Origin of the sequence: Chitinimonas koreensis (assembly GCF_014353015.1) — a bacterium.
In the GTDB taxonomy this organism is placed as follows: Bacteria; Pseudomonadota; Gammaproteobacteria; order Burkholderiales; family Chitinimonadaceae; genus Chitinimonas; species Chitinimonas koreensis.
On sequence record NZ_CP060704.1, the window covers coordinates 2,834,355 to 2,860,670 of the forward strand.

General features: G+C 77.7%; 11 protein-coding genes and 3 pseudogenes. All 14 read right to left on the reverse strand.

Annotated elements, in window-relative coordinates:
* On the reverse strand, positions 1-2,565 hold the full coding sequence (locus H9L41_RS11845) for an SDR family NAD(P)-dependent oxidoreductase (protein ID WP_265583753.1): 2,565 nt from the start codon (positions 2,563-2,565) through the stop codon (positions 1-3).
* Positions 2,566-2,843: 278 nt separating this feature from the next.
* Positions 2,844-2,978: pseudogene (locus tag H9L41_RS26160) on the reverse strand (hypothetical protein); the annotation flags it as partial.
* Complete coding sequence (locus H9L41_RS11855) at positions 2,930-3,637, reverse strand: acyl carrier protein (protein ID WP_265583754.1); 708 nt, start codon at positions 3,635-3,637, stop codon at positions 2,930-2,932. The gene H9L41_RS11855 and the pseudogene H9L41_RS26160, both read right to left, overlap by 49 nt.
* The gene (locus tag H9L41_RS11860; RefSeq protein ID WP_187523360.1) at positions 3,586-6,063 is read right to left on the reverse strand and encodes a type I polyketide synthase; all 2,478 of its coding nucleotides are present in this window, start codon (positions 6,061-6,063) and stop codon (positions 3,586-3,588) included. Before H9L41_RS11860 ends, H9L41_RS11855 begins: the two co-directional genes overlap by 52 nt.
* Positions 6,021-6,523: pseudogene (locus H9L41_RS26165) on the reverse strand (beta-ketoacyl synthase N-terminal-like domain-containing protein). Before H9L41_RS26165 ends, H9L41_RS11860 begins: the two are co-directional and overlap by 43 nt.
* Before the next feature lie 356 nt (positions 6,524-6,879).
* Positions 6,880-7,695 (reverse strand): thioesterase domain-containing protein, encoded by an 816-nt coding sequence (locus H9L41_RS11870; protein ID WP_187523361.1) that lies wholly within the window; start codon positions 7,693-7,695, stop codon positions 6,880-6,882.
* A 237-nt stretch (positions 7,696-7,932) separates the two neighbouring features.
* Complete coding sequence (locus H9L41_RS11875; protein WP_187523362.1) at positions 7,933-8,094, reverse strand: hypothetical protein; 162 nt, start codon at positions 8,092-8,094, stop codon at positions 7,933-7,935.
* Positions 8,055-9,008: a condensation domain-containing protein gene (locus H9L41_RS24735; RefSeq protein WP_265584047.1), complete on the reverse strand. Its 954-nt coding sequence runs from the start codon at positions 9,006-9,008 to the stop codon at positions 8,055-8,057. Before H9L41_RS24735 ends, H9L41_RS11875 begins: the two co-directional genes overlap by 40 nt.
* A gap of 17 nt (positions 9,009-9,025) precedes the next feature.
* Positions 9,026-12,061: a non-ribosomal peptide synthetase gene (locus H9L41_RS11880; RefSeq protein WP_187523363.1), complete on the reverse strand. Its 3,036-nt coding sequence runs from the start codon at positions 12,059-12,061 to the stop codon at positions 9,026-9,028.
* The gene (locus tag H9L41_RS11885) at positions 12,058-13,749 is read right to left on the reverse strand and encodes a condensation domain-containing protein (protein ID WP_187523364.1); all 1,692 of its coding nucleotides are present in this window, start codon (positions 13,747-13,749) and stop codon (positions 12,058-12,060) included. Before H9L41_RS11885 ends, H9L41_RS11880 begins: the two co-directional genes overlap by 4 nt.
* Positions 13,746-15,473, reverse strand: coding sequence for a beta-ketoacyl reductase (locus H9L41_RS11890; protein WP_187523365.1), 1,728 nt, complete (start codon positions 15,471-15,473; stop codon positions 13,746-13,748). The genes H9L41_RS11885 and H9L41_RS11890 overlap by 4 nt, the downstream gene beginning before the upstream one ends.
* A complete protein-coding gene (locus tag H9L41_RS24740) occupies positions 15,473-16,327 on the reverse strand; it encodes an acyltransferase domain-containing protein (protein WP_265584048.1) in 855 nt (284 codons plus the stop codon). The genes H9L41_RS11890 and H9L41_RS24740 overlap by 1 nt, the downstream gene beginning before the upstream one ends.
* Positions 16,328-16,455: 128 nt before the next feature.
* Positions 16,456-24,450: pseudogene (locus H9L41_RS24745) on the reverse strand (beta-ketoacyl synthase N-terminal-like domain-containing protein); the annotation flags it as partial.
* Positions 24,447-26,279: a non-ribosomal peptide synthetase gene (locus H9L41_RS11915; RefSeq protein WP_373282116.1), complete on the reverse strand. Its 1,833-nt coding sequence runs from the start codon at positions 26,277-26,279 to the stop codon at positions 24,447-24,449. The pseudogene H9L41_RS24745 and the gene H9L41_RS11915, both read right to left, overlap by 4 nt.
* Positions 26,280-26,316 lie beyond the last annotated feature (37 nt).

The following is a 26,316-nucleotide window of genomic DNA, read 5'->3' on the forward strand; positions in this document are numbered from 1 at the left end:
TCACGCCAGCGCGACCGGTTCGGCCGGCGCCTGCCTGTCCGCGGCGGCCGGCATGGTGTCGCCCACCACGTATTGGAAACCGCCGCCGGCGCGGCCCAGCGCGGCCTCGGCGAACAGTGCCGCGCCGTCGGCGACCGGCAGGAGGCCGATGCCGCGCTCGGCGAACATCCGCTCGAGCGCCGGCGTGACCATACCGGCCGCCCACGGCCCCCAGGCCAGCGCCACCGCGCGCACGCCGCGCCAGCGCAGCGGCAGCTGGAAGGCCAGCTTGGCCAGCGCCTCGTTGGCCATGGCGTAGTCGGCCTGGCCGGCGTTGCCGGAGAAACCGGCGGTCGAGGAGAACAGCAGCACGCGCGCCGGCGGCGCCGGATCGAGCGCTTCGAGCAGGGTCAGGAGGCCGTCGAGCTTGGGCCGGAACACCGTTTCGATGTCCTGCGCGGTCTTGTCGGCGATGCGGCGGTCGGCCAGGGCGCCGGCACCGTGCACCAGCGCAGCGACGCGGCCGTGGCGCGCGGTCAGCGCGGCGATCGCGGCGCGGGTGGCGGCGGCGTCGCCGAGGTCGAGCGGCAGGTAATCGGCCTGGGCGCCGTGCGCGGCCAGGGTCTGCAGCGTCTGCCGCACCTCGCGGCCGGCCAGCACCGCCTGGCAGCGCGCCTCGACCAGCCGCGGCGTCGGCGCCGTACCCTCCTCGCGCAGCTGCTGCAAGGCGCGGGCACGCAGCGCGGCCGGCTCGGCGATGCCGGCGGCCCAGGCCGGATCGGCCGCCATCGGCGCGCTGCGGCCGATCAGCACGAAGCGGGCCGGCACGCGCGCCGCCAGCGCCTCGATGCAGCGCGCGGTTACGCCGCGCGCGCCGCCGGTGACCAGCACCAGCTCGCCCGGCTGCAGGGGCGGCAGCGTGGCCATGGCCTCCGCCGCCGGCTCGCCGCAGGCCAGCGTCCAGCGCCGGCCGTCGCGGCTCCAGCCGGTCTCGGCCGGGCCGGCGGCCAGGCTGCCGATCTCGTCGGCCAGGTGCAGCGCGGCCAGCTCGGCCGGCAGCCCGGCGGCCAGGTCGACGAAGCGCACCTGCGCGGCCGGCAGCTCGTGCTTCAGCGTCTTGACCAGGCCGGCGAGGCCGCCGGCGACCGCCTGGCCGGCCCCGGAGCGCCGGCCCCGGATGGCCGGCCCCGGCGTCGGCGCAGCCGTCGGTGCCGAGCCGGCCGTCGAGCCGGGCCACCGCCAGCAGCGCGGTCGGCGCTTCGTCGGCGGCCAGCGCCGGCAGCAGCGCCTGCACCGTGCGCAGCGCCAGGCCCAGCCGCCGCCGGCTGGCGGCGGGCGCGTCGGGGCCTGCAGCAGCAGCGCCACGGCCGGCCGGCCGTGCTGTCCGGCCAGCGCGACCCAGTCGGTCGCCAGCGTCTCGATGCGCAGCGTGCATTGCGGCCAGTGGGACGGCAGCGCCGCGGCGGCCGGCGTCCAGCCGTCCAGTTGCAACAGCAGCGGGCGGTAGCCGAGGCCGGCCAGGCGTTCGACCAGCGCGGCGGTCAGCGGCGTGCCGTCGGCGAAGATCGCGGCGATGCGGCCGGGCGTGGCCAGCGGCTGATGGGCCGGAGGCGGGGGCAGCGGGACGGCGACGACGGGCAGCGGACGCCAGCGCGAGGCGGTCGCCTGCTCCAGGTTGGGTCGGGTTGCGCCGATCGGGCTTGGACTCGGCCAGGTGGGGGTCATGGCGTCGCTGTCGGGCATGCCCGGTGAAACGGGGCTGGCCCTAAAGCCCGACCTACCGGACGATTGCGATTGCGGCGACGCCAGCATCTGCAGGCGTTCGGCCAGCTCGGCCAGCGTGACGGCGCCGCGCAGGCCGTCGCCGGCGCCGTCGGCCGCCAGCCCGAGCGCATCGCGCATGGCGGCCAGGATCTCGACCCGCTTGATCGAATCGACGCCGAGGTCGCCTTCGAGCCGCATGTCGAGCGACAGCATCTCGACCGGGTAGCCGGTCTTGTCGGCCACGGTCTGCAGCAGCAGGCGGGCCAGGTCGGGCGTGCCGGCCGGCGCGGCGGCCGCGGGCGGCGCATCCGTCGGCGGGACGGCGTTCGGTGCGGCAGCGGGAATGACCGGCACAGCGGCGACCGGTGCAACGATGGCGGGCGCGGCAGCAGCCGGATACACCGCCGCCGTGGCTGCGGCGAACGCCGGCACGGCCGCTTCGGCGCGCACCGCCGAGGCGATCTGCGCCACCTCGGCGCCGCCCTGCAGCAGCGCGGCGATCTCGCCGAGCGTGGCGGCGCCGCGCAGCGCCTCGCCGTCGCCGGCCGCGGTCGTCAGACCGAGCGCGTCGCGCACCGCGGCCAGGATCTCGACCCGCTTGATCGAGTCGACGCCGAGGTCGGCTTCGAGCTTCATCTCCAGCGTCAGCAATTCGACCGGGAAGCCGGTCTTGTCGGCCACCGTGCGCAGCAGCAGCGTGCCGGCGTCGATGGCCACCGTAGCGACGGCCGCCGTGGCGACGGCCGCCGTGGCGACGGCCGCCGTGGCGACGGCCGCCGTGGCGACGGCCGCCGCTGTGGCGATCGGTGCGGCATGCGCCACGGGCTGCGGGAACGGCGCAGCGGCCGGCGCCGCAGGGGCGGCCGTGCCGGCCGTGGCCGAGGCCGCCGCAACCGCGCCAGCCGCAGTCGGCGTCGCGGGCGACACGGCCGCCACGGGCGAAGCGCCGGCCTCGGCCAGCCGTGCCGCGAACAACGCCGCGATGTCGGCCAGCGTGGCGGCGTTGCGCAGGGCCTCGCCGGCCTGCCCGTCGGCGGCGGCCAGGCGAGCGCGTCGCGCAGCGCGGCCAGGATCTCGACGCGCTTGATCGAATCGACGCCGAGGTCGCCTTCGAGCCGCATCCCGGGCGCCAGCAGCTCGACCGGGAAGCCGGTTTTGTCGGCCACCGTGCGCAGCAGCAGCGCGGTCACGCGGTCGGTCGCCGCGGCCGTACCGGCCACCGGAGCACCGGCCATCGGGACGCTGACCACCGGGGTGCCGCCACCGGGAGGCCAGCCGCCGGAGCGCCGGCCGCCGGAATGCCGGCCACCGGAATGCCGGCCACCGGGGCGCCGGCCGCCGCGGCTCCAGCGTCCGCACGCGGCTCCACGACAGCCGCAGATGCCGGCGCCGGCGCAGCCGTCGCAGCGGGCAAGGCCGCGCCACCCGCCGACGCCTGCGCCGCCATCAGCGCCGCCATCAGCGCCGCGATCTCGCCCAGCGTCGCCGCGCCGCGCAGCGCTTCGCCGTCGCCGGCCGCCGCCGTCAGGCCGAGCGCATCGCGCATCGCGGCCAGGATTTCGACCCGCTTGATCGAATCGACGCCGAGATCCGCCTCGAGCTTCATCTCCAGCGTCAGCAGCTCGACCGGGAAGCCGGTCTTGTCGGCCACCGTGCGCAGCAGCAGTGCGCCCAGCGCCGCTTGCCGGGACGGATCGGCGGCGGCGGGCGGCGCGACCGGTGCCGCCTGCCCGGCCGCCTGCGGCATGGCGGCCGGAACGACCGGCATCGCTTGCGCAGCGGCCGCAGGCGTCGCGGCCGGCACGGCCGGCGTGAACGGCATCGCTGGCGCGGCGGCCACGGCTAGCGCACCGGCAACCGCCGACGCCGCGACCACCGGCTGCACCGCTTCCACAGGCGCCGCCACGGATGGCGCGGCCGCCATAGCAGGCACCGGCTCGCCGCCCGCCTGCGCAGCGCCTCCGACCACCGGCCAATGCCCCTCCCGCGCGGCCGGATCACCGCCGTGCTGAGCCGGATCGCCAGCGGCCCGGGCCGCGGCCGCATCGGCGCGGCGGCCAGTTGCAGCGGCAGGCCCAGCACCGCCAGCCGCACGATCGCGTCGTCGAGCTGGCGGCCGTCGTCGCCGGCCGGATCGGGCGCCAGCGGCAGCGCCAGGTGCGGCCGCGGGCCGAGGATGTCGCCGACCAGCCGGCTCAGGATGCCGCGCGGGCCGATCTCGACGAAGATCCGGCCGCCGGCCGCATAGGCCGCCTCGACCTGCTCGCAGAAACGCACCGGCTCGAACGGCTGGCGCGCCAGCAGCGCGCGGATGCCGGCCGCGTCGGCCGGGTAAGGCTGGGCGCTGACGTTGGCCCACACCGGCAGCCGCGGCGCCGCCAGCGGCAAGCCGGCCAGCGCGGCCTGCCACGGCGCGGCGGCGTAGTCGACCAGGCCGGTGTGGAAGGCCGCCGCCACCGGCAGCCGCACCGCCTGCAGACCGGCCTCGGCCAGCCGCGGCAGCGCCGCCTCGACCGCCGCGGCGCTGCCGCCGGCCACGGTCTGGCGCGGGCTGTTCAGGTTGGCCAGCGCCAGGCCCGGTAGCTGCGGCAGCAGCGCGCTGACCTGCTCGGCCGGCGCCGATACGGCGATCAGCCCGCCGACCTCGCGGCCGGCCGGCGGCGTCAATGCACTGCCGCGCGCCAGCACCGCAGCGCGGTAGCCGGCGTCGTCGAGCGCTCCGGCCGCCCACAGTGCCGACAGCTCGCCGAAGCTGTGGCCCAGCGCCATGTCCGGCGCGAAGCCGGCGCTGCGCAGCACGCCGTACAGCGCCATGTTGTAGGCGCCGATGGCGGCCTGGGCGTGCTGCGTCTGCGTCAGCGCGGCGCGCTGGGCCTCGGCACGGCCGGCGTCGAAGGTGTCGGGCGGGAATACCAGCGCGCTGATCGGCGCGCTGCCTTGGGCCCGGCCGGCGGCGTCGAAGGCCTCGAAGCAGGCGCGCGCCGCCGGGTGGTCGATGCACAGCCGCGCGCCCATGCCGACGGTCTGGGCACCCTGGCCGGCGAACAGCGCGACCACGCGCGCGCCGGGCTCGATCGCCGCGGCGCGGTAATGGATGCCGCCGGGCAGCGACCAGGCCGCCTCGCCGCCGCGCCGGGCGATCGCTTCGGCCGCGCTGCGCAGCAGCGCCGGCGCCTCGTCCCAGCTGCGCGCCAGGATGCCGACGCGCGGCAGCCGGGCGGCCGGAGGAGTCACTGGCCAGCGCGCGTCCTCGCCCTCGCCGGCGGCGATCCGCTGCGCCAGCGCCAGGCAGGCCTGCGCCAGCGCGGCCGGGTCGGCGGCGGCCAGCAGCAGCGGCACCCGGCCGGCATGGCCCGGCGCCGGCTGGGGCTGGCCGTGCTCCTCCAGCGCCAGGTGCACGTTGGCGCCGCCGAAGCCGAACACGCTGACGCCGGCGCGCCGCGGTCCGGCCGCCGGCGCCAGCCAGGGCCGGGCCCGGCGCGGCAGGTAGAACGGCCGCTCGCGCGGGTCCAGCCGCGGATTGGGGGCGGATACGCCGAGCGTCGGCGGGATCACCTTGTGGTACAGCGCCAGCAGGGTCTTGATCAGGCTGGCCGCGCCGGCCGCCGCCTTGGCGTGGCCGATCTGGGCCTTGACGCTGCCGAGCGCGACCGGCGCCGCGGCGCCGCCGAGCACCGACTCGAGCGATTCGATCTCGACCGCGTCGCCGACCACCGTGCCGGTGGCGTGCGCCTCGATCAGGCCGACGCTGGCCGGATCGATGCCGGCGTCGGCGTAGGCCGCCTCCAGCGCGCGCGCCTGGCCGGCCGCGTGCGGCGCGAAGATGGCGCCGCCGGCGCCGTCGGTCGAGGCGCCCAGGCCGCGGATCAGGCCGTAGACGCGGTCGCCGGCGGCCAGCGCGTCGTCCAGCCGCTTGAGCACCAGCATGCCGACGCCCTCGCTGATCATGGTGCCGTCGGCCGCCGCGTCGAAGGCGCGCACCCGGCCGCTGCGCGACAGCGCCGGGGTCTTGCTGAAGCTGAGGAAGGCGACGTTGGAATTGTCGGTGTCGACGCCGCCGGTCAGCATCAGGTCGGCCGCGCCGCTGCGCAGCTCGAGGCAGGCCAGCCGCACCGCCGCCAGCGAGCTGGCGCAGGCGGCGTCGACGGTGTGGCTGGCGGCGCCGAGGCCGAAGCGGTTGGCGATGCGGCCGGCTACCAGGTTGGCCAGGAAGCCGGGGAAGGTGTCCTCGGTCCAGTCCGGGTAGTGGCGCCGCATGGCGCCGGCCACCGTCTCGATCAGCGCGCGCCGGCGCCGGCCTGGCGCAGCGCGTCGATCCACTTGGCGATGTCGGCGCGCTTGCCCATCTCCGAGCTCAGTTTCATGGTGTTGCCGGACACGCCGAGCACGATGCCGGCACGCCCGGCCGGCAGGCGGCGGCCCGTGCCGGCCGGGTCGGGGTCGTAGCCGGCGTCGAGCAGCGCCTGGCGGCCGACCGCCAGCGCGTAGAGCTGGGCGGCGTCGGTCGAGGCCAGGGTGTTGGGCGGCATGCCGTAGCGCAGCGGGTCGAACCACAGGTCGGGCACGAAGCCGCGCGCTCGGCATAGGCGCGGTCGGCCGCCTTGGGGTCGGCGTCGTAGTAGTGCTCGCTGCGCCAGCGGTCGGCCGGCAGCGGTTCGAGGCAGTCGGTGCCGTCGACGATGTTGCGCCAGTACTCGGCCAGGTCGTGCGCCTTGGGCAGCATGGCAGCCATGCCGATCACGGCGATCGGCGCGGCGGCGTGGGAAGGGGGTCGGGTCATTGCCGTCTCTCTGTGCGATTTGGCGTAAGGGGGAATGGCCCGCCGGCCGGCGCGGATTGGCGCGCGGCCGAGGGGCGGGATGCGGAACGGGAAACGGTCATGCGCCGGCGTCCTCGCAGGCGGCCACCGCCTCGGCCAGCCGGGCGGCCAGGCCCTCGGCGAACGGCGCGGTGACCATGCCGATGTGATCGCCGGCGGTCAGCGGCGTGGCGGCGACGCGCGCGCAGTGGGCGGACCAGCCGAGCGAGGGGTCGGCCGCGCCGGGATCGGCCGCCGACGGGTCGCCGCCCGCGGGATCGCCGCCGACGGTTCGCCGCCCGCGGGATCGCCCACCGACGGTTCGCCGCCCGCACGTATCACCGCCAGCGCGCCGGGCCAGTGGCCGGCCGGTAGCGCGCCAGCGCGTCGACGCTGTCGCGGTAGATGCGCAGCAGCTCGTCGATCACGGCCGGCGCGGCGCTGGCCGGCAAGGCGCCGATCGCCTGCAGCCAGGCCAGGAGCCGCGGCCGCCGCAGCGCCGGCGCCAGCGCCCGCAGCTCGCCATGGCCGGGCGGCGCCAGGCCGGCCGGCTGGCCGAAATAGCCGCCGGCCGCCTCGGCGATGGCGGCGATCCAGTCGCAGTCGTCGTAGCCGGCGAAGGCCGCGCCGCCGTCGGGCACCGCGCTGTCGAGCAGCACCAGCGCGCTGACCTCGCGGCCGGCCGCGCCCAGTTGGCAGGCGGTCTCGAACGCCAGCGCGGCGCCGTAGGAGTGGCCGGCCAGCCGGATCGGGCCGTCCGGCTGCCGCGCCGCGATCGCCCGCGCCAGCGCCGCGGCGGTGGCCTCGATGCTGCCGGCCGGCTCGGCCTGGCGCCGATCAGCGCATGGCGGCCGTCGAGCGCGCGCGCCAGCGGCAGGTAGGCCAGCGGATTGCCGCTGGCGCCGGGTACCAGGTAGAGCGGCGGGCCGGCTGGCCCAGCGGCTGCAGCGTGGCGCCGCCCTCGCCCGCCGGAGCGCCGAGCAGCGCGGCCAGGCCGGCCACCGTCGGCGCGCGCAGGAAGGCGGCGAACGGCACCGCCGGCCGAAGCGCGCGCGCAGCCGCGCCATCAGTTCGAGCACCAGCAGCGAATGGCCGCCGAGCGCGAAGAAACCGTCGTCGCGGCCGATCGGCGCCAGCCGAGCAGGTCTTCCCACAGCCGCGCCAGTTCGAGTTCGAGCGGTCCTTCGGGCGGCGCGACGCGCCGTTCGGCCGGCCGGCACCGCCGCGGCGGCTGAGCCGGCAGCCGGGCCAGCGCGCCTTCGAGCGTGGCGGCCGGCCCGGTCGCCGCGGCGCCAGCGCGGCGAAGGCGTCGAGCAGGCGCAGCGCCTCGTCGGCCGGCATGTAGGCCTGGTCGCATACCAGCTCGCAGCGCCAGCCCTGCTCCGGCACGATCAGCAGCGCCAGCGGGAAGTGGGTGCGCGCGCCGCGGCCGGCACCGCGGCCAGTCGCAGCGCGCCCTCGCCGGCCGGCTGCGGCGAATTCGGGTAGTTCTCGAAGATCAGCAGCGTGTCGCTCAGCGCGCGGCCCGGCGGCAGGCCGGACCAGGCATGCACGTCGCCGCCGGCGCACCATTCGTACGGCGCCTGCGCGGCGGCGCGGTCGGCCGCGGCCGCCAGCCAGTCCACAGCGGCCCGTCGGCCGGCAACGACAGCCGCAACGGCAGGCTGTTGATGAACAGCCCGACCCAGCGCTCGCTGCCGTCGACCTCGGCCGGGCGGCCGGCCACGGTGCGCGCCAGCGTCACTTCGCGGCGGCCCGAGGCCCAGGCCAGCGCCAGGCCCCACAGGCCCTGCGCCAGCAGCGCCGGGGTGAGGCGGTGGCGCCGCGCCAGCGTCTCCAGCTGCGCCACCGTCGCCGCATCGATGCGCCGGCAGCGGTCGGCGTGGCCGCGGCCCGGCGCCAGCGCCGGATCGACGCGGCCGGCCGGCGTCGGCACCTCGGCTCCGGCCAGCTCGGCGCGCCAGAACGCGGCGGCGGCGGCACGGTCCTGGCCGGCCAGCCAGCGCGCATGGTCGCGCGCGGCCGGCGGCGCCTCGTCGGCAGCCGGCGCCAGCGCCTCGGCCAGCAGCCGCGCCACGCTCCAGCCGTCGAGCAGCGCGTGGTGATAGGTCCAGACGAACAGCCAGCGCGACGCGTCCAGCCGCAGCGTGGCGAAGCGCAGCGGCGGCCGGGCGCCGTCGAAGCCGGCCAGCCGGTCGCGCTCGAGCCAGGCGGCGATGCGCGCTTCGTCGACCGCTTCGCCGCGCCAGTCGAGGTGCTGCCAGGCCGGTTCGGCGCGGGCGTGGACCAGGCACAGCGGCGCGTGCTCCTGGCGCCAGGCGAAGCCGCTGCGCAGCGTGTCGTGGCGGGCGACCAGGCGCGCCCAGGCGGCCTCCAGCGCGGCGCGGTCGAAGGCGCCGTCGAAGGTGGCGACGAACTGCTCGACGTGCAGGCCGAGCCCGGCGTGGGCCTGGCTCTCCAGCAGCATGCCGCGCTGCTGCGGCGTCACCGGCAGCAGGTCGGCCAGTTCGGCGGCGGCCAGGCCCTGTTCGCGCAGCAGCTGGTCGAGCTCGGCCTGGTCGGCCAGGCCGGCCAGCGGGAAATCGCACGGCGCGCGGCCGCCGGCGGCCGGCTCGGCCAGGTGGTCCAGCAGCGCCAAGAGCGCCGCGCGCATCGCCGCGGCCCAGGCCTCGACCGCGGCCGGCTCGAAGCGGCCGGGGCCGTAGCGGAAATCGACGCGCAGCGTGCCGGCCTCGACCACCGCCACGATCTCGAGCGGGTAAGGCCGCCGATTGGCCGGGTGGCAGGCGGCGCCGCATTCGGCCGCGACCGGCCGCAGCGGGCCGTCGGCGGCCAGCGCGTTGTCGAAGCGGCCGAGGTAGTTGAACGCCACCAGCGGCGCCGGCCGGCGGTGGCCGCCATGGTCCGCGGCGCGCTGCGCACGGCCTGTTTGAGCGCCAGCAGCGCCGCGCCCGGCCCGGCCGCCTCCCGTTCCAACGCCGGCGGCAGCGCCAGCAGCAGCGGCACGATGGCGGTGAACCAGCCGACCGTGCCGGCCAGCTCGACGCCGTCGACGTCGCGGCCGTGGCGTTCGAGCGCGACGGCCAGCGCGGACCGGCCGTGCGCCGCCTGCAGGCCGAGCAGCAGGCCGGCCAGCAGCAGCTCGGTCGGCTCGCTGCGGTAAGGCTGGTTGGCCGGTCCGAGCAGCGCGGCGGTGGCATCCATCGGCAAGGCCAGCGTGGCGATGCGGGTCTGGGCCTCGAAATCGTCGCCGTCCGGCCGCGCGATCGGCGGCGGCGCCGGCGGCACGGCGGCGCGCGGCGGCTGCGGCGGCAGGCCGGCCAGGTGGGCAGCCCAGTCGGCGTAGCCCAGCGCGGCCGGCGCCGGCTCGCCGCCGGCCAGCGCCTGCGCCAGGTCGTCGACCAGCAGGCGCCAGGACACGCCGTCGACCACCAGGTGGTGGGCGATCAGCACCAGGTGCGGCCAGCCGTCGTGCGGGCCGTCGATCAGCAGCGCGCGCCAGACCGGGCCGGCGGCGAGGTCGAGGCTGCGCTGGGCCGCTTCGATCTGCACCAGCGCCTCGCCGGCGTCCTCGGCGCGCACCCGCCGCAGCGGCGGCGCGCCGGCCGGGGCGACGCGCATCGTCCAGCCGGTTTCGCCGGGGGCGAAGCGCAGCCGCAGCGCCTCGTGCGCCGCTTCGAGCGCGGCCAGCGCCGGTTCCAGCCGGCCGGCGGCGGCCGGATCGAGCGCCAGCCGCACCGCCTGGTTCCAGTGCTGCGGATGGGCCAGCTCCAGCGCGAAGAACCAGGCCTGGATCGGCGTGACCGGCAGCGCCGCGTCGCTCTCGCGCCGCCGCACGGCCGCCGCCTGGCGCCGCATCAGCGCGCACTGCGCCGCCAGCGTCGGCTGGCGCAGCATGTCCTGCGGCCGCAGCGTCCAGCCCTGCCGGGTCAGCCGCATCGACACCTGCATGGCCATGATCGAATCGCCGCCGAGCGCGTAGAAATCGTCCTCCAGCGCCAGCTCGCCGCACTGCAGCACGGCGCGCCAGACGGCCGCCAGCGCCTCGGCACGCTCGCCCTCGGGCGCGGTGCGGCGCGCCGGCTCGGCCTCGTCGGGCGGCGGCAGCGCGGCGCGGTCGAGCTTGCCGTTGCGGGTCAGCGGCAGCGCGGCCAGCGTCACCAGCGCGGCCGGCAGCATGTGGCGCGGCAGCCGCTCGGCCAGGAAGGCGCGCAGCGCGGCGTGGTCGGGCGCGGCGCCGGCGGCCGGCACCAGGTAGGCCACCAGCCGCGGGCCGCCGCCGCTGTCGCGCGGCTCGACCACCGCCTGCGCCACCTCCGGGTGGGCGGCCAGCTGGGCCTCAATCTCGCCCGGCTCGATGCGGAAGCCGCGGATCTTGACCTGGCGGTCGGCGCGGCCGAGGAATTCGAGCGCGCCGTCGTCGCGCCAGCGCGCCAGGTCGCCGCTGCGGTACATGCGCGCGCCGGGCAGGCCCGCGAACGGGTCGGGCAGGAAGCGTTCGCGGCTCAGCTCGGGCCGGCCGAGGTAGCCGCCGGCCACGCCGCCGCCGCCGATGTACAGCTCGCCGATCACGCCGGCCGGCACCGGCTCGCCGTGCCGGTCGAGCACATAGAGCCGGCTGGCGCCGTGGGCGCGGCCGATCGGCAAGGCGCCGGCGGCCGGCTCGACGTCGGCCGGCATGACGCGGTACTGGCTGGCCAGCACGGTGGTCTCGGTCGGGCCGTAGACGTTGTAGAGCCTGACCGGGACGCCGGACGCCGGGCCGGCCGCAGCCAGTACCTCGCGCGCCGCCGCCGGCGAGACGCGGTCGCCGCCGCTCATCAGGATGTCGAGCCGCGCCAGCGTGCGCGGCCGGGCGCGGGCGAGCTGGTGGAACAGCCCGGCGGTGAGGAAGCAGACCGACACCCGCTGCGCCTCGATCAGGTCGGCCAGCGCGTCGAGCCCCGGCAGGCCCGGCGGCGCGATGACCAGCCGGGCGCCGGTCAGCAGCGCGCTCCAGATCTCCAGCACCGAGGCGTCGAAGCCCTCCGGCGCGAAATGCAGGTAGACCGCCGCGTTGCCCTCGCGCGCCGGCGGCATGCCGGCGGCGAAATGCAGCACGTTGGCGTGACTGACCTGCACGCCCTTGGGCCGGCCGGTCGAGCCCGAGGTGAACATCACGTAGGCGCGCTGCGTGGCCGAGGCCGGGCCGGGCGCCGCCAGCGCCTGCGCCAGCGACGGCGGCAGCTGCGCCGCGGCCAGCACGGTGGCGAAGCCGTCGGCGTGCGCCAGGCCCGCCGCGTCGCTGCCGACCAGGATGGCGGCGCCGCTGTCCTCGCGCATCTCGGCCACCCGCGCCGGCGGCAGCTCGGGCGCCAGCGGCAGGTAGCAGCCGCCGGCGGCCAGGATGCCGAGCATCGCCGCGACGAAATCGACCGAACGCTCGCCGGCCAGCGCCACCGCCTCGCCCTGGCGCAGGCCGCAGGCCGCCAGCGCGGCGGCCACCGCGCCGGCGCGCGCCAGCAGCTCGCCGTAGCTCACGCTGCGCGCGGCGGCGTCGTTCCAGCCGAGGGGGCCAGCAGGGCCGGCCGCCCGGGCTCGGCCAGCGCGATGTCGCGCAGCCGCCGCCATAGCGAATCGCCGGCCGCGGGCGCGGCCGCCGGCGCCGGCTGGGCTGCCAGCAGCGCCGCGCGCTCGGCGGCCGACATGAGCGGCAGGCGCGACAGCGGCGCGGCCGGGTCCGTCACCGCCGCCTCGGCCAGCCGCACGAGGTGGTCCAGCATGGCCCGCATGCGCGGCGCATCGAAGCGCGCGGTGGCGTATTCGAGCGCCAGCGTCAGCGCTTCGCCGTCCTCGTCGACCGCCAGGAACAGCTCGAACTTGGCCGATTCGCCGGCCAGCGGCAGCGGTTCGGCCGCCAGCCCGGCGAAGTCGAGCCGGCTGCGCACCGCGTTCTGCAGCGCGAGCATCACCTGGAACAGGCCGCCGCGCGCCTCGGGCGCCACCGCCTCGGCCAGGATGCGCTCGGCCGGCAGCGCGTGGCTCAGCGCCGCGGCCGAGGCGCGCGCGCAGCGCCGCACCAGCTCGGCGAAGGCCGGATCGCCGTCGAAGTCGAGCCGCAGCGGCAGCCGGCCGGCGAACAGGCCGACCACCTCCTCCAGCTCGATGCGGCCGCGGCCGGCGCTGGCGGTGCCGAGCACCAGCTCGCGCCGGCCGCCGTAGCGCTGCAGCAGCGCGGCGAACAGGGCCGCCAGCGCGCTGAACAGCGTGGTGCCGGACTCGGCCGCCAGCCGGCGCAGGCCGCGCGCGGTGGCGGCCGGCAGCGTGGCCTGCACCGCGGCGCCGGCGTAGCCGGCGGCGATGCCGTCCGTGCCGGCGGCGGCCTGGCGCGCGGCCGGCAGTTCGAGCGGCGGCGGCAGCTCGGCCAGCGTGGCGCGCCAGTAGTCGAGATCGGCCGCGTCGGCGCCGGCGGCGATGCGGCCGGCCTGCCAGGCGGCGAAGTCGGGATAGCCCAGCGGCGCCGGCAGCGGCGGCGGCGGCGAGCCGTCGGGCCGGTAGAACAGGCTCAGCTCGCGCACCATCACGTCGATGCTCCAGCCGTCGGCGACGATGTGGTGCGGCGTCAGCGCCAGCACGTGTTCCTCGGCCGCCAGCCGCACCAGCACTGCGCGCAGCAGCGGCGCCCGCGCCAGCTCGAACGGCCGCGCCGCTTCCGCGGCCAATAGCCGTTCGAGCGCGCCATCGCGTTCGGCCGGCATCAGCGCCGACAGGTCGTGTTCGGGCAAGGCGAAATGCACGGCCGACTGCACGCACTGCATCGGCTCGTCGCCGACCAGCCGGATCGCCGTGCGGAAGGCCTCGTGGCGGTCGACCAGCGCCTGCAAGGCCAGCCGCAGCGCCGCGGCGTCGAGCCGGCCGCGCAGGCGCAGCGCGCCGGGGATCAGGAAGGCGCGGCCGCCGCCGTGCTGCTCGGCCAGCCAGACCGCGCGCTGCTCGATCGACAGCGGCACCGGCGCCTCGGCCGGGCCGGGCCGGCGGCCGACCGCGCCGTCGGCCCGGCCGCGGTCCAGCAGCGCCAGCAGCGCGCCGCGATGGGCCGCCAGCTCGGCGCGCCAGGCCTCGGTCAGCCGGCCCTTGGGCGCCCGGAAGCGCAGCTGGCCGTCCTCGGCCCACAGCGCGATGCCGGCGCGTTCGAGCTCGGCCAGCAGGCGGATCGCTTCGGCGCTCATAAGGCGCCCTCCTCGTATTCGTCGGACGCCTCGGCCGCCGGCAGGCCCTGCATGGCGCGCACCGCGGCCGCCAGCAGCCGCACCGTCGGCGCCTGCAGCACCAGGCCGACCGACAGCGGCAGGCCGGTGGCGCCGCGCAGCCGCGCGATCACCCGGGTCGCCACCAGGCTGTCGCCGCCGAGCGCGAAGAAGTCGTCGTCGGGCCCGACCGCGGCCAGCGCCAGCGTGTCGGCGATGGCCTGGGCCACCGCGGCCTCGGCCGGGTCGGCGTAGTGGTCGGCCGCGACGAAGGCGGTCGCCGCGGCCGCCGGCGCCGCGGCCTCGGCCGACTCCGCCACCGCCTGCCAGCGCGCCAGCCGCTCGGCCAGCCGGCCGGCCGACAGCAGCACCCGGCCGGCAAGACCGGCCGCCAGCGCGCGCTCGGTCAGCGCGATCGCCTCGGCCGCCGCCAGCGCCGGCCCGGTGGCCGGCGGATCGCCATCGAAATGCCAGCCGTCGTAGCCGAGCGCCAGCCATTGGGCGCCGTCGCGCGACTGCCGCTCGGCCAGCACCTCCAGCGCGCGGTTGCCGGCGGCGTAGGCGGCGAAGCCCAGCCCGCCGAGCACGGTCGACAGCGAGGAACACAGCAGCACCCGCCGCACCGCCACGCCGTCGAGCGCCGCCGCCAGCCGGCGGGTGCCGTCGAGCTTGGCGGCCTGGATCGCGGCGCGCTCGGCGCGGCCGCATTCGAGCAGCGGCCGGTGCGCCGCTTCGCCGGCCACGCCGGCGGCGTGGATCACGCAGTCGAGCCGGCCGAAACGGCCGAGCGCGGCCTGTACCGCGGCATGGGCCACGCCGTCGGCGGCGATGTCGCCGGCCAGCGCCAGCACCTCGGCGCCGAGCGCGCGCAGTTCGAGCAGCCTAGGGTCGTCGCCCGCCGGCACCTGGCGGCCCAGCAGCACCAGCCGCGCGCCGGGCCGCGCCGCCAGGCGGCGGGCGAAGGCCTGGCCGACCCGGCCGAAACCGCCGGTGATCAGCGTCACCTGCGATTCCAGCCAGGGCTCGGCCGCCGCGGCCGGTTCCAGCTCGGCGATCGCCGGCAGGCGGCGGCGGCCGTCGCGCAGCAACACGCCGGCCGGCCCGTCGGCCAGGCATTCGGCCGCCAGCGCGGCCAGTTGCCGGCGCGACAGCGGGCCGCCGAGGTCGATCTGGCGCAGACCCAGTTCGGGCAGCTCCTGGCCGGCCGAGGCCAGCGCGGCCGCCAGCCGGGCCGCCTCCAGCTCGGTCGCCGCCTCGGCGTCCTGGGCGTGGCGCGTCACCACCCGCAGGCCGCCGCCATGGCGGCCGGCCAGCCCGGCGGCCAGGTCGAGCATGGCGTCGAAGCCCGGTTCGAGCACGACCAGCCGGTCGGCCGGCGGCGGCGGCAGGCTGCCGTCCCACATCAGGACGCGGGCGCCGTGGCCGGCCAGCGCGGCGGCCAGGCCCTCGCGCAGCGCCGGTTCGCCGCCGTGCAGCGCGACCGCCAGGCCGGCCGGCGGGTGCAGGGGCTCGGCATAGCGCCAGTCGAGCAGCGCCAGCGCGGGCCGGGCCATGGCGGGCCGGGGCGTGGCGGCCGGCGCCAGCCAGTGGCGGTTGCGGGCGAACGGATAGCCGGGCAGCGGCACCCGCCGCGGCGGCTCGGCCGGCTGCATGGCGCGCCAGTCGGGCGCCGCGCCGGCCTGCCACAGCGCACCGATGGCCTGCATCAGATTGCCGCGGCCGGCAGCGACAGCGCGGCGAGGCCGGCCTGGCGGGCGAAGGCGGCCAGCGTGGTGCCGGCGCCGATCTCCAGCAGCAGCGCGCCGGGCCGGCCGGCCAGCTCGGCCAGCGCCGGGGCGAACTGCACCGGCGCGCACAGCTGGCGCGCCCAGCGCTGCGGATCGACCGCCTCGGCGTCGCTCATCCAGCCGCCGTCGAGGTTGGACAGCAGCGGCCATTGCGGCGGATGCGCCGTCAGCGTCGCCAGCCAGGGCCGCAGCGCGGCGGCGGCCGGCGCCATCGCCGGCGAATGGAAGGCATGGCGGCCGCGCAGCCGCTGCCAGGCCACGCCGCGCGCATCGAGCTGCGCGGCGAAGGCTTCGACCTGGGCGACGGGGCCGGCCGCCACCGTCAGCGCCGGGCCGTTGCAGGCGGCGATCGCCAGCCCGTCCGGCAGCAGCGCGGCCAGCTCGGCGGCCGGCAGCTCGGCCTGCAGCATCGCGCCCTCGGCGCTGTCCTGCATCAGCCGGGCGCGGCGCACCACCAGCTGGATCGCGTCCGGCGGCGTCAGCACGCCGGCCAGCGCGGCGGCGACGATCTCGCCCAGGCTGTGGCCGAGCAGGCCGGCCGGCCGGAGGCCCCAGTCCAGCAGCAGCCGCGCCAGCGCGTACTGGTGGACGAACAGCGCCGGCTGGGCCACCTCGGTGCGCGCCAGCAGCGCCTCGGCCTCGGCGCCGGCCTCGGCCGGATCGGCGAAGGCGGCCAGCCGCACCTGGGCGGCCAGCTCGGCCGGCAGCAGCGCGAGGCAGGCGTCGGCCAGCGCGCGGAAGGCCGGCTCGGCGGCGTAGATCGCGTGGCCCATGCCGGCGCGCTGGCTGCCCTGGCCGGGGAAGGCGAAATACAGCGCCGGCGCCTCGGCCGGCGCGGCGGCGGCCGGCAGCGGCGCGGCCAGCAGCGCGCTGCGCGCCTCGGCCGCGGTGCGCGCCGTCACCGCCAGCCGCAGCGGCAGGATCTGGCGGCCGCGCTGCAGCGTCCAGGCCACCGCGGCCAGGTCGGCGTCGTCGGCCAGCGCGGCGGCCAATCGGCTGCGCTGGCGCTCGAGCGCGGCGGCGTCGAGCGCCGACAGCAACAGCAGCTGTTCGCGCGGCTCGCTCGCCTGGCGCTCCGGCCCGGCCGGCCGCGGCGGCTGTTCGACGATGCAGTGGGCATTGGTGCCGCCGATGCCGAAGGAGCTGACGCCGGCGCGGCGCGGCCGGCCGTCGTCGGGCCAGGCCACGGTCGCGGTCGCCAGCGCGAAGCGCGACCCGCCGGCCGCCAGCAGCGCATTGGGCTGCTCGACGTGCAGGCTGGCCGGGACGATGCCGCGCTCGACCGTCAGCACCGCCTTGATCAGGCCGGCCACGCCGGCGGCGGCGTCGAGATGGCCGAGGTTGGACTTGAGCGAGCCGATCAGGCAGCGCGCGCCCTGCCCTGCGCCGCCGAAGGCGCCGGCCAGCGCGCTGAGCTCGACCTCGTCGCCCAGCCGGGTGCCGGTGCCGTGGGTCTCGACGTAGCCGATGTCGGCGGCATCGAGGCCGGCCTCGCGCAGCGCGGCCTGCAGGACTTCCTCCTGGCCGCCGACCGAGGGCGCCGAGAAGCCGACCTTGTCGGCGCCGTCGTTGTTGAGCGCCACCGCGCGGATCACCGCGCGGATCGGATCGCCGTCGGCCAGCGCGCGCGACAGCCGCTTGAGCACCACCACGCCGACGCCGTTGCCCGGCACCGTGCCGGCGGCATCGATGCCGAAGGCGCGGCAGCGGCCGTCGGGCGACAGGATCGAGCCGTCCTCGTACAGGTAGCCGACCCGCTGCGGCACCGACACCGAGGCGCCGCCGGCCAGCACCGCGTCGCATTCGCCGCTGCGCAGCGCGCGCACCGCCATCGCCACCGCACCAGCGAGGTCGAGCAGGCGGTCTGCACCCCGACCGCCGGCCCCTTGAGGCCGAGCTTGTAGGCGACCCGGCTGGCCAGGTAGTCCTTGTCGTTGGCGAACAGCGCGCGGAACAGCTCGGTATCGGCCAGCGCCGGGCCGCGCAGCGCGGCCAGCGCATAGCTGCTGACGCTGGCGCCGGCGTAGACGCCGATGCGGCCGCCGCAGCGGGCCGGGTCGATGCCGGCCGAGGCCAGCGCTTCGTGCGCGCATTCGAGGAAGATCCGGCCTTGCGGATCGATCAGCGCGGCGTCGGCCGGGCTGTAGCCGAACAGGCGCTCGTCGAAGGCGTCGATGCCGTCGAGCGTGCCGGCGAACGGCACGTAGCCCGGATGGTCGAGCAGCGCCGGGTCGGCGCCGTCGGCCAGCGCCTCGTCGCGGCCGATTTCGCGCACCCCGCTGCGGCCTTCCAGCAGCAGCTGCCACAGCGCCTCGACGTCGGCCGCGCCGGGGAAGCGGCCGGCCATGCCGACGACGGCGATCGGCTCGTCGGCGGCCGCCGGCGCCGCGGCCGTTCCGGCCGCCGCTTCGGCCGCGGCGGCCGGCGCCTGCTCGCGGCCGAGGAAGGCGGCCAGCGCCGCCACGCTGGGGAAGCGGAACAGGTCGGCCAGCCTGGGCGCCGGCGAGAACGCCTGCTTGAGCCGCGCATGCACCTGCATCAGCAAGAGCGAATTGCCGCCGGCCTCGAAGAAATTGCGCGCGGCGTCGACCGCCGGCAGGCCCAGCACTTCGCACCAGATCGCCGCGATGCGGCGTTCCAATGCGCCGGCCGGCGCCGGCCCGGCGGCCGCCTCGGCGCGCGGCAGCTGGGCCAGCAGCGCCTGGCGGTCGGTCTTGCCGGCGCTGCTGAGCGGGAAGGCGTCGCGGACCTGCAGCAGCGCCGGCACCATGGCCTCGGGCAGCTCGGCCGCCAGCCGGCCGCGCAGCGCGGCCGCGTCGGGCGCGGCGCCCGGCCCGGCCAGCACGAAGCCGACCAGCCGGCTGGCCTCGCGCTCGCCCTCGACCAGCACCACCGCGTCGAGCACGCCCGGCTGGCGCCGCAGCGCCGCCTCGATCTCGCCCAGCTCGATGCGCTGGCCGCGCAGCTTGATCTGGCCGTCGCGGCGGCCGAGGTATTCGACCCAGCCGCCGTCGCACCAGCGGCCGACGTCGCCGGTGCGGTAGAGCCGGCCGCCCGCCACGAAGGGATCGGCGACGAAGCGCTCGGCGCTCAGCTCGGGCCGGTTCAGGTAGCCCTGCGCCACCTGCACGCCGGCGATGCAGATCTCGCCCGGCACGCCGATCGGCAGCTCCTGGCCGAGCGCGTCGAGCACGTGGATGCGGCAGTTGGCGATCGGCCGGCCGATCGGCTGCGGCTTGCCGCGGTCGGCCGCCTCGCACGGCCGCCAGGTGACTTCGATGCTGGCCTCGGTCGGGCCGTACAGGTCGTGCAGCCGCGCCGGCAGGCCGAGGTCGAGGAAGCGGTCGCGCAGCTCGGGCGTCAGCGCTTCGCCGCTGGCGAACACGTAGCGCAGCGCGCCGCAGCGGGCCGTATCGGCGACGGCCAGGAAGGCGGCCAGCATCGAGGGCACGAAGTGGATGCAGGTGATGCCGGCGCGCTCGATCAGCGCCGCCAGGTAGTCCGGCTCGCGCTGGCCGCCGGGCCGCGCCATCACCAGCGTGGCGCCGGCGCTCAGCGGCCAGAAGAATTCCCACACCGAGACGTCGAAGCCGGCGCTGGTCTTCTGCAGCACCTTGTCGCCGGCGCCGAGCGCGAAGGTGGCCTGGCCCCAGCGCAGCCGGTTGACCACGCCGCGGTGCGCCACCATCACGCCCTTGGGCCGGCCGGTCGAGCCGGAGGTGTAGATCAAGTAGGCCAGGTCGTCGGCGCTGCGCGGCGGCGGCGCGAACGCGGCCGGCGCCTCGCCCGCCTCGGCCGGCGCCAGCTGCGGCAGCGGCGCGGCCAGCCAGCCGGCGCTGCCCGGCCGGGCGATCAGCGCCACCGGGGCGGCATCCTCGACCATATAGGCCAGCCGCTCGCCCGGCAGGTCCGGGTCCAGCGGCAGGTAGGCGGCGCCGGCGCGATGCACCGCCAGCAGCGCCACCGGCAAGTCGACGCCGCGCGGCAGGTGCACCGCCACCACCCGGCCGGGGCCGGCGCCGAGCGCCTGCAGCCGGGCCGCCAGCGCATCGGCGCGCGCCAGGAGGCCGGCGTAGTCGAGCCGGCCGTCGTCGGCCTCGATCGCCGGCGCGGCGGGCGTGCGCGCGGCCTGAGCGGCGATCAATTCGTCGATGGTGGCGGCCGGGCCGAAGTCGGCGGCGGTGTCGTTCCAGGCCGCCAGCGCCTCGCGGTCGGCATCGCGCAGGATGGCTGTGCGCAGCGGCTGCCGCGCCGGCTCGGCGGCGTCTTCCAGCAGGTGCAGGAAGGCGGCCGCCATGCGCTCGGCGGTGGCCGGCAGGAACAGCTCGCTGCGGTAGACCAGCCGGGCGGCCAGCCCGCCGGGGGCGTCCTCGAGGTAAAGGCCGAGGTCGAACTGGGCGGCGCCGCCGTCGATCTCGAGCGGCGTCACGGCCAGGTCGGCCCAGTCGTGCCGGTGGTAGTCGGTGCGCTGGTAGTTGAACAGCGCCTGGAACAGCGGCTGGCGCGCCGCGTCGTGGGCCGGCCGCAGCCGCTCGACCAGGTGCTCGAACGGCAGCGCCGCATGGGCGAAGGCGTCGAGGCTGCGCGTCTTGACGCGCTCGACCAGGGTGCGGAAATCGGGCGAGTCGCCGAGCTCGGCGCGGATCGCCACGGTGTTGACGAAGCAGCCGACGGTCTCCTGCCAGTCGAGCGCCTCGCGGCCCGATACCGGCACGCCGACGGCGAAGTCGCGCTGGCCGCTCCAGCGCGCCAGCAGCGCCTGGAAAGCGGCCAGCAGCACCATGAAGCGGCTGGCGCCGGCGGCGCGGGCCAGCCGGTCGGCGCTGCCGCACAGCCGCGCCGGCACGGTGAAGCGGTATTGCGCGCCGCGGTAGCCCGGCAGCGGCGGCCGGGCGAAGTCGGTCGGCAGTTCCAGCGGCGGCAGCGCGTCGAGCGCGCGGCGCCAGTAGTCGAGCTCGGCCGCGGCGGCCGGCGCGGCCAGCCGGGCCGCCTCGCCGCGCGCGTAGTCGGCGTACTGCGGCAGCGGCGTCCAGTCGGGCGCTCCGCCCTCGCGCAGCGCCCGGTAGCCCTGCACCAGGTCGCGCCAGACCAGGCCGAGCGACCAGCCGTCGGCCACGATGTGGTGCAGCGACAGGCTCAGCACATGGCAATCGGGGCCGAGCACCAGCAGCCGCGCCCGCACCGGCGGCGGGCCGGGCAGCTCGAACGGCCGCCGCGCCTCGGCGTCGAGCCGGCGCTGCAGCTCGGCCTCGCGCATCGCGGGCGCCAGCCGCGACAGGTCGTCGATCGGCAGCGCGATGCCGCTCGGCGCCAGCACGGTCTGGCTGGGCACGCCGCCGGCGGCGTCGAAGCGGGTGCGCAGCGCGTGGTGGCGCGCCTGCAAGAGGTCGAGCGTGCGCGACAGCAGGCTGCGGCTCAGCGCGCCGTCGATGCGGATGGCGCCCGACAGCACGTAGGCGGTACTGGCCGGGTCGAGCTGCTGGACGAACCACAGGCCGAGCTGGCTGGCCGACAGCGGCGCGGGCCCGCCGTCGGCGGCGATTGCGGCGCCGGCCGCCTCGGCCGGGCCGCGATCGGTCGGGCTGCGGTCGGCCGACGCGCTGCCGGCCGCGGCCGACTCGGTGTCGACCGCCGCGGCGGTCTCGGCCATCCGCGCCGCCTCGATGCGCGCCGCCAGCGCGGCCAGCACCGGCGCGTCGAACAGCGCCGCCATCGGCAGCCGCAGGCCGAAGCGGCGGCCCAGCCGGGCGGCCGCACGGGTGGCCAGCAGCGAATGGCCGCCGAGCGCGAAGAAGTCGTCGTGGCGACCGACCCGCTCGACGCCGAGCAGCGCCTGCCACAGCGCGGCGATCGCCTGCTCGACCTCGCCCTCCGGCGCGGCATAGGCCGCGCTGGCCAGCGCCTCGGAGCCCGGCGCCGGCAGCGCGCGGCGGTCGACCTTGCCGTTGGGCGTCAGCGGGAAGGCGTCGAGGCAGACATAGGCGGCCGGCAGCATCGGCTCGGCCAGCGTGGCGGCCAGCCGGTGGCGCAGCGCGGCCGGGTCCGGCGCCGCGGCGCCGGGCCGCAGCCGCAGGTAGGCCACCAGCCGGCGCTCGCCGGGCTGGTCCTCGCGCGCCATGACCAGCGCCTCGTCGACGCCGTCGCAGCGGCGCAACTGGGCCTCGATCTCGCCCGGCTCGATGCGGTGGCCGCGGATCTTGAGCTGGAAGTCGGCGCGGCCGTGGTATTCGAGCAGGCCGTCGGCGCGCCAGCGGCCGAGGTCGCCGCTGCGGTAGAGCCGCGCGCCCTCCTCTTCCGCGAACGGGTCGGCGCCGAAGCGCTCGGCGTCGAGTTCGGGCCGGCCGAGGTAGCCGCGCGCCACGCCGGCGCCGCCGATCCACAGCTCGCCGATCTCGCCCGGCGGCAGCAGCCGGCCGGCCGGGTCGACCACGTGGACGCGGGTGTTGGCCAGCGGCCGGCCGATCACCGGCGCGTCGCCGGCCTCGAACAGCTCGCAGCCGGTGGCGTCGACCGTGCATTCGGTCGGGCCGTAGACGTTGTGGATGCGGGTCGCCCGCCGCGTGACCGCGTCGCCACTGCGCAGGATCTGCCAGCTGCGCGGCGAGATCGCCTCGCCGCCGAGCAGCACCCAGGTCGGCCGGTAGCGCGAGGTGGTGGCGAAGCCGGCGGCGATCAGCAGGTCCATCACCGCCGGCGTGCAGTCGAAGCCGTCGATGCGCTCGGCCTGCAGGAAGTCGAGCAGCGCCGCGCCGTCGCCGCGCAGCTGCGGCGGGATCGGCAGCAGGCAGTGGCCGTCCAGCAGTTGCAGCAGCGACTGCAGCGAGGCGTCGAAGGCCAGCGCGGCATTGAGGCCGATGCGCGCGCCCTCGGGCAGGCCGGCGCACAGCGGCGCCAGCGCGGCGCGCAGATTGGCCAGCGAGCGGTGCTCGACCATCACGCCCTTGGGCTGGCCGGTCGAGCCCGAGGTGTAGATCACGTAGGCCAGGTGGCGGTCGGTCAGGCCGATCTCGTCGGCGTCGGGATCGTGGCCGGGCAGGCCGTCGAGCAGCGCCAGCGTGGCCGGCGCGTCGAGGCAGATACGCGGCGAGGGGCCGGCGTCGAAGCGCGGCAGCAGCGCCTCCTCGGTCAAGAGCGCCACCGCGCCGCTGTCGCCGAGCAGGTAGGCCAGCCGTTCGGCCGGGTGGGCCGGGTCGAGCGGCACGTAGGCGCCGCCGGCCTTGAGCACCGCCCACAGGCCGACCAGCTGGACGCAGCCGCGCTCGCAGCACAGCGCGACGCGGTCGTCCGGCCGCACGCCGAGCGCGCGCAGGTGGTGGGCCAGCTGGTTGGCGCGCCGGTTCAGCTCGCCGTAGCTCAGCGTCTCGCCCTGGTAGCGCACCGCCGGCGCATCCGGCGTGCGCGCGGCTTGGGCCTCGAACGCGCGGTGCAGCAGCTGGCCCGGCTCGACCGCCTGGGCGGTGGCATTGAAACCGCGCAGCAGCGCGCGCTGCGCCGCGTCGAGCGGCGCCGCCGGCCGCGCCGGCAGCGATTCGGTCAGCGCGCGCAGCGCCTGCTCGGGCCGCGTCGCGGCGGCGGCCAGCACGGCGCGGTAGCGCTCGGCCAGCCAGGCGATGGTGGCGGCGTCGAACAGCGCGGCGTCGTAGTCCAGCGTGGCGGCGCAGCCCGCGGCCGTCTCGCTCAGTTCCAGCACCAGCTCGGTCTTGGCCTCGCCGCCGCGCAGCGGCAGCGCCGTGGCGCTCAGGCCGTCCAGCGCCAGCGGCGGCGCCGCCGGGTTGAGCGAGAACAGCGTCTGCAGCAGCGGCGTGCGGCTGCGGTCCTGCGGCCGGCGCAGGCGCTGCACCAGCCGGTCGAACGGCAGGCCGGCCTCGGCCAGCGTGTCGCGCCAGCCGTCGCGCACCCGCCGCAGCACCTCGCCGACGGTCGGCTCGCCGTCGCAGCGGAAGCGCAGCGCGGCGGTCTCGGCGAACAGGCCGACCACCTCGGCCAGCGCCGGGTCGGCGCGGCCGCTGACCGGGGTGCCGATGGCGAAGTCGTCCTGCCCGCTCCAGCCGGCCAGCACGATGCCCCAGGCCGCCAGCAGCACGGCGAACGGCGTGCTGCCGAGCGCGCGGGCGCGCAGCGTCACCGCATCCATCAGCACCGCGTCGAGCGCGAAGGCGTGGCGCGCGCCGCGGCCGGCGCGCAGCGCGGGCCGCGGCCGGTCGGTCGGCACCAGCAGGTCGGGCACGCCGGCCAGCCGCGCCGCGGCGGCGGCCAGCAGCCGTTCGGTTTCCGGCCGCGCCAGTTGCTCCTGCTGCCATTCGGCGAAATCGGCGAACTGCAGCGCCGGCGCGGCCGGCAGCGGCCGGCCCTGGCCGCGGCCGGCATAGGCGGCCGCCAGGTCGGCGATCAGGATGCCCAGCGAGGGGCCGTCGCAGACGATGTGGTGGATCGCCAGCGCCAGCAGCCAGTCGTCGGCGCCGAGCCGGAACAGCCGCGCGCGCAGCAGCGGCGGCCGCGCCAGGTCGAACGGCTGGCGCGCCAGCGCGCCGGCGGTGGCCAGCGCGGCTTCGAGCCGGGCCTCGGCCGGCAGCGCGTCGAGCTCGGTCAACGGCAGCGCCAGCGCCGCCTGCGGCTCGATCGCCTGCTGCGGCACGCCGTCGATCTCGGCGAAGCCGGTGCGCAGGCTTTCATGGCGCGCCAGGCAGTCGTTCAGCGCCGCCTCCAGCCGGGCCGGATCGAGCGCGCCCTGCAGCCGCAGCGCACCGGCGATCACGTAGTTGGCGGCGTCCTCGCCCAGGCCGCACAGCAGCCACAGCCGCTGCTGGGCCGGCGTGGCGGCGCACAGGAAGACTTCCTGGCCGGATTCGGTCTGCGCGGCTTCCGCCGCACCGTCGATGCGCTTGGGATCGTTCATTTCGGGAGTCCTTGGGTCGAGGCCGCGTCCAGCGTGGCCTCGCTCGAGAGTTGATCGCGCGAGACGCGGCGGCGCTCGCGCAGGCGCAGGCCGTCGGCCGGCGCGTCGGCCTGGGCGGCCTCGATCAGCGCGGCCAGGCAGGCCACGGTCGGCAGTTCGAAGAAATCCTTCAGCGCCGGCTTGACCGACCACTGCCGCTGCACCCAGCCGATCAGCTGGGTGGCGGCCAGCGACTGGCCGCCGGCGGCGAAGAAGTCGTGGTCGATGCCGCGCAGCGCGACCTGCAGCGTGCCGCGCACGTAGTCGAGCAGCGCCGTCTCCAGCGGCGTGCGCGGCGCCTGGTCGCCGGCGTCCGGCGGCGGCAGCTCGGGCTCGACCAGCGCCTGGCGGTCGACCTTGCCGTGGCGGCTCACCGGCAGCGCCGCCAGCGGCACGAACTGGGCCGGCAGCATGTAGGCCGGCAGCCGCGCCGCCAGCGCGCGGCGCAGCTCGGCCGGCTCGGCGATGGCCTGGCCGGCGCGCGGCACGAACCAGGCGACCAGCCGCTGCTGCGCCGGCTGCGCGCCGCGCAGGTCGACCACCGCCTCCTGCACGCCGGGGCACTGGCGCAAGGCGTGCTCGATCGCGCCGGTCTCGATGCGCTGGCCGCGCAGCTTGACCTGGCCGTCGGCGCGGCCGAGGTAGTCGACGCTGCCGTCGGCGCGCCAGCGCGCGCGGTCGCCCGTGCGGTAGAGCCGGCCGCCGGGCACGCCAGCGGCGGCGACGAAGGCGCGCGCGTCCTGCTCGGGCCGTTCGAGGTAGCCGAGCGCCAGCGGCAGGCCGCCGATCAGCAGCTCGCCCTCCTGGCCGACCGCCACCGGCTGGCCGAGCCGGTCGACGATGCGCAGCACGGTGTTGGCGATCGGCCGGCCCAGCGGCAGCGGGCCGGGCTCGCCGGGCGGGCATTCGCAATGGCTGACCAGGATGCCGGCCTCGGTCGGGCCGTACAGGTTGTGCAGCGCGGCGCCCAGGCCCAGCGCGTGGAAGGCGTCGCGCAGGCCGGCGTGCAGCGCCTCGCCGCCGGCGAACACCTGGCGCAGCGAGCGGCAGTGCGCCGCCTCGGGCACCGCCACGAAGGCCTCCAGCATGGCCGGCACGAACTGGGCGACGGTGACGCGCTCGGCCACGATCTGGCCGACCAGGTAGTCCGGATCGCGGTGGCCGCCCGGCGCAGCGATCACCAGCCGGGCGCCGGCCACCAGCGGCCAGCACAGCTCCCACAGCGAGATGTCGAAGGTGTACGGCGCCTTGTGCAGCACCGCGTCGTCGGTGCCGAGCGGGAAGCGCGTGCAGGTCCAGGCCAGCAGGTTGGCCAGGTTGCCGTGGCTGCCGAGCACGCCCTTGGGCTTGCTGGTCGAGCCCGAGGTGTAGATCAGGTAGGCCGGTTCGTGCAGGCCGACCGGCACGGGCGCCGTGGCCGCCTCGGCGCTGGCGGCCAGCGCGTCGGCCGGTTCGACGATCAGCAGCGGGCAGCCGACCGCCAGCCGCGAGGCGATCTCGGCGACGGTGACCAGCGCGGCCGGCCTGGCCTCGGCGAACAGCTCGTCGCGCCGCTGGGCCGGCTCGTCCGGGTCGATCGGCAGGTAGACCGCGCCGGCGTAGAAGATGCCGAGCAGCGTGGCGGCCAGCTCCAGCGAGCGCGGCAGCATCACCGCCACGGTGCGGCCCGGCCCGGCGCCGAGCGCGGCCAGGTTGCCAGCGACGGCGCGGGCGGCGCGGTCGAGCGTGCGGTAGTCGATGCGCTTGCCGTCGGCGCAGGCCGCCACCCGCTCCGGGTGCTCGGCCGCCATGCGGGCGAAGCGCGCCGGCACGCTGTCGCCCTCGCCC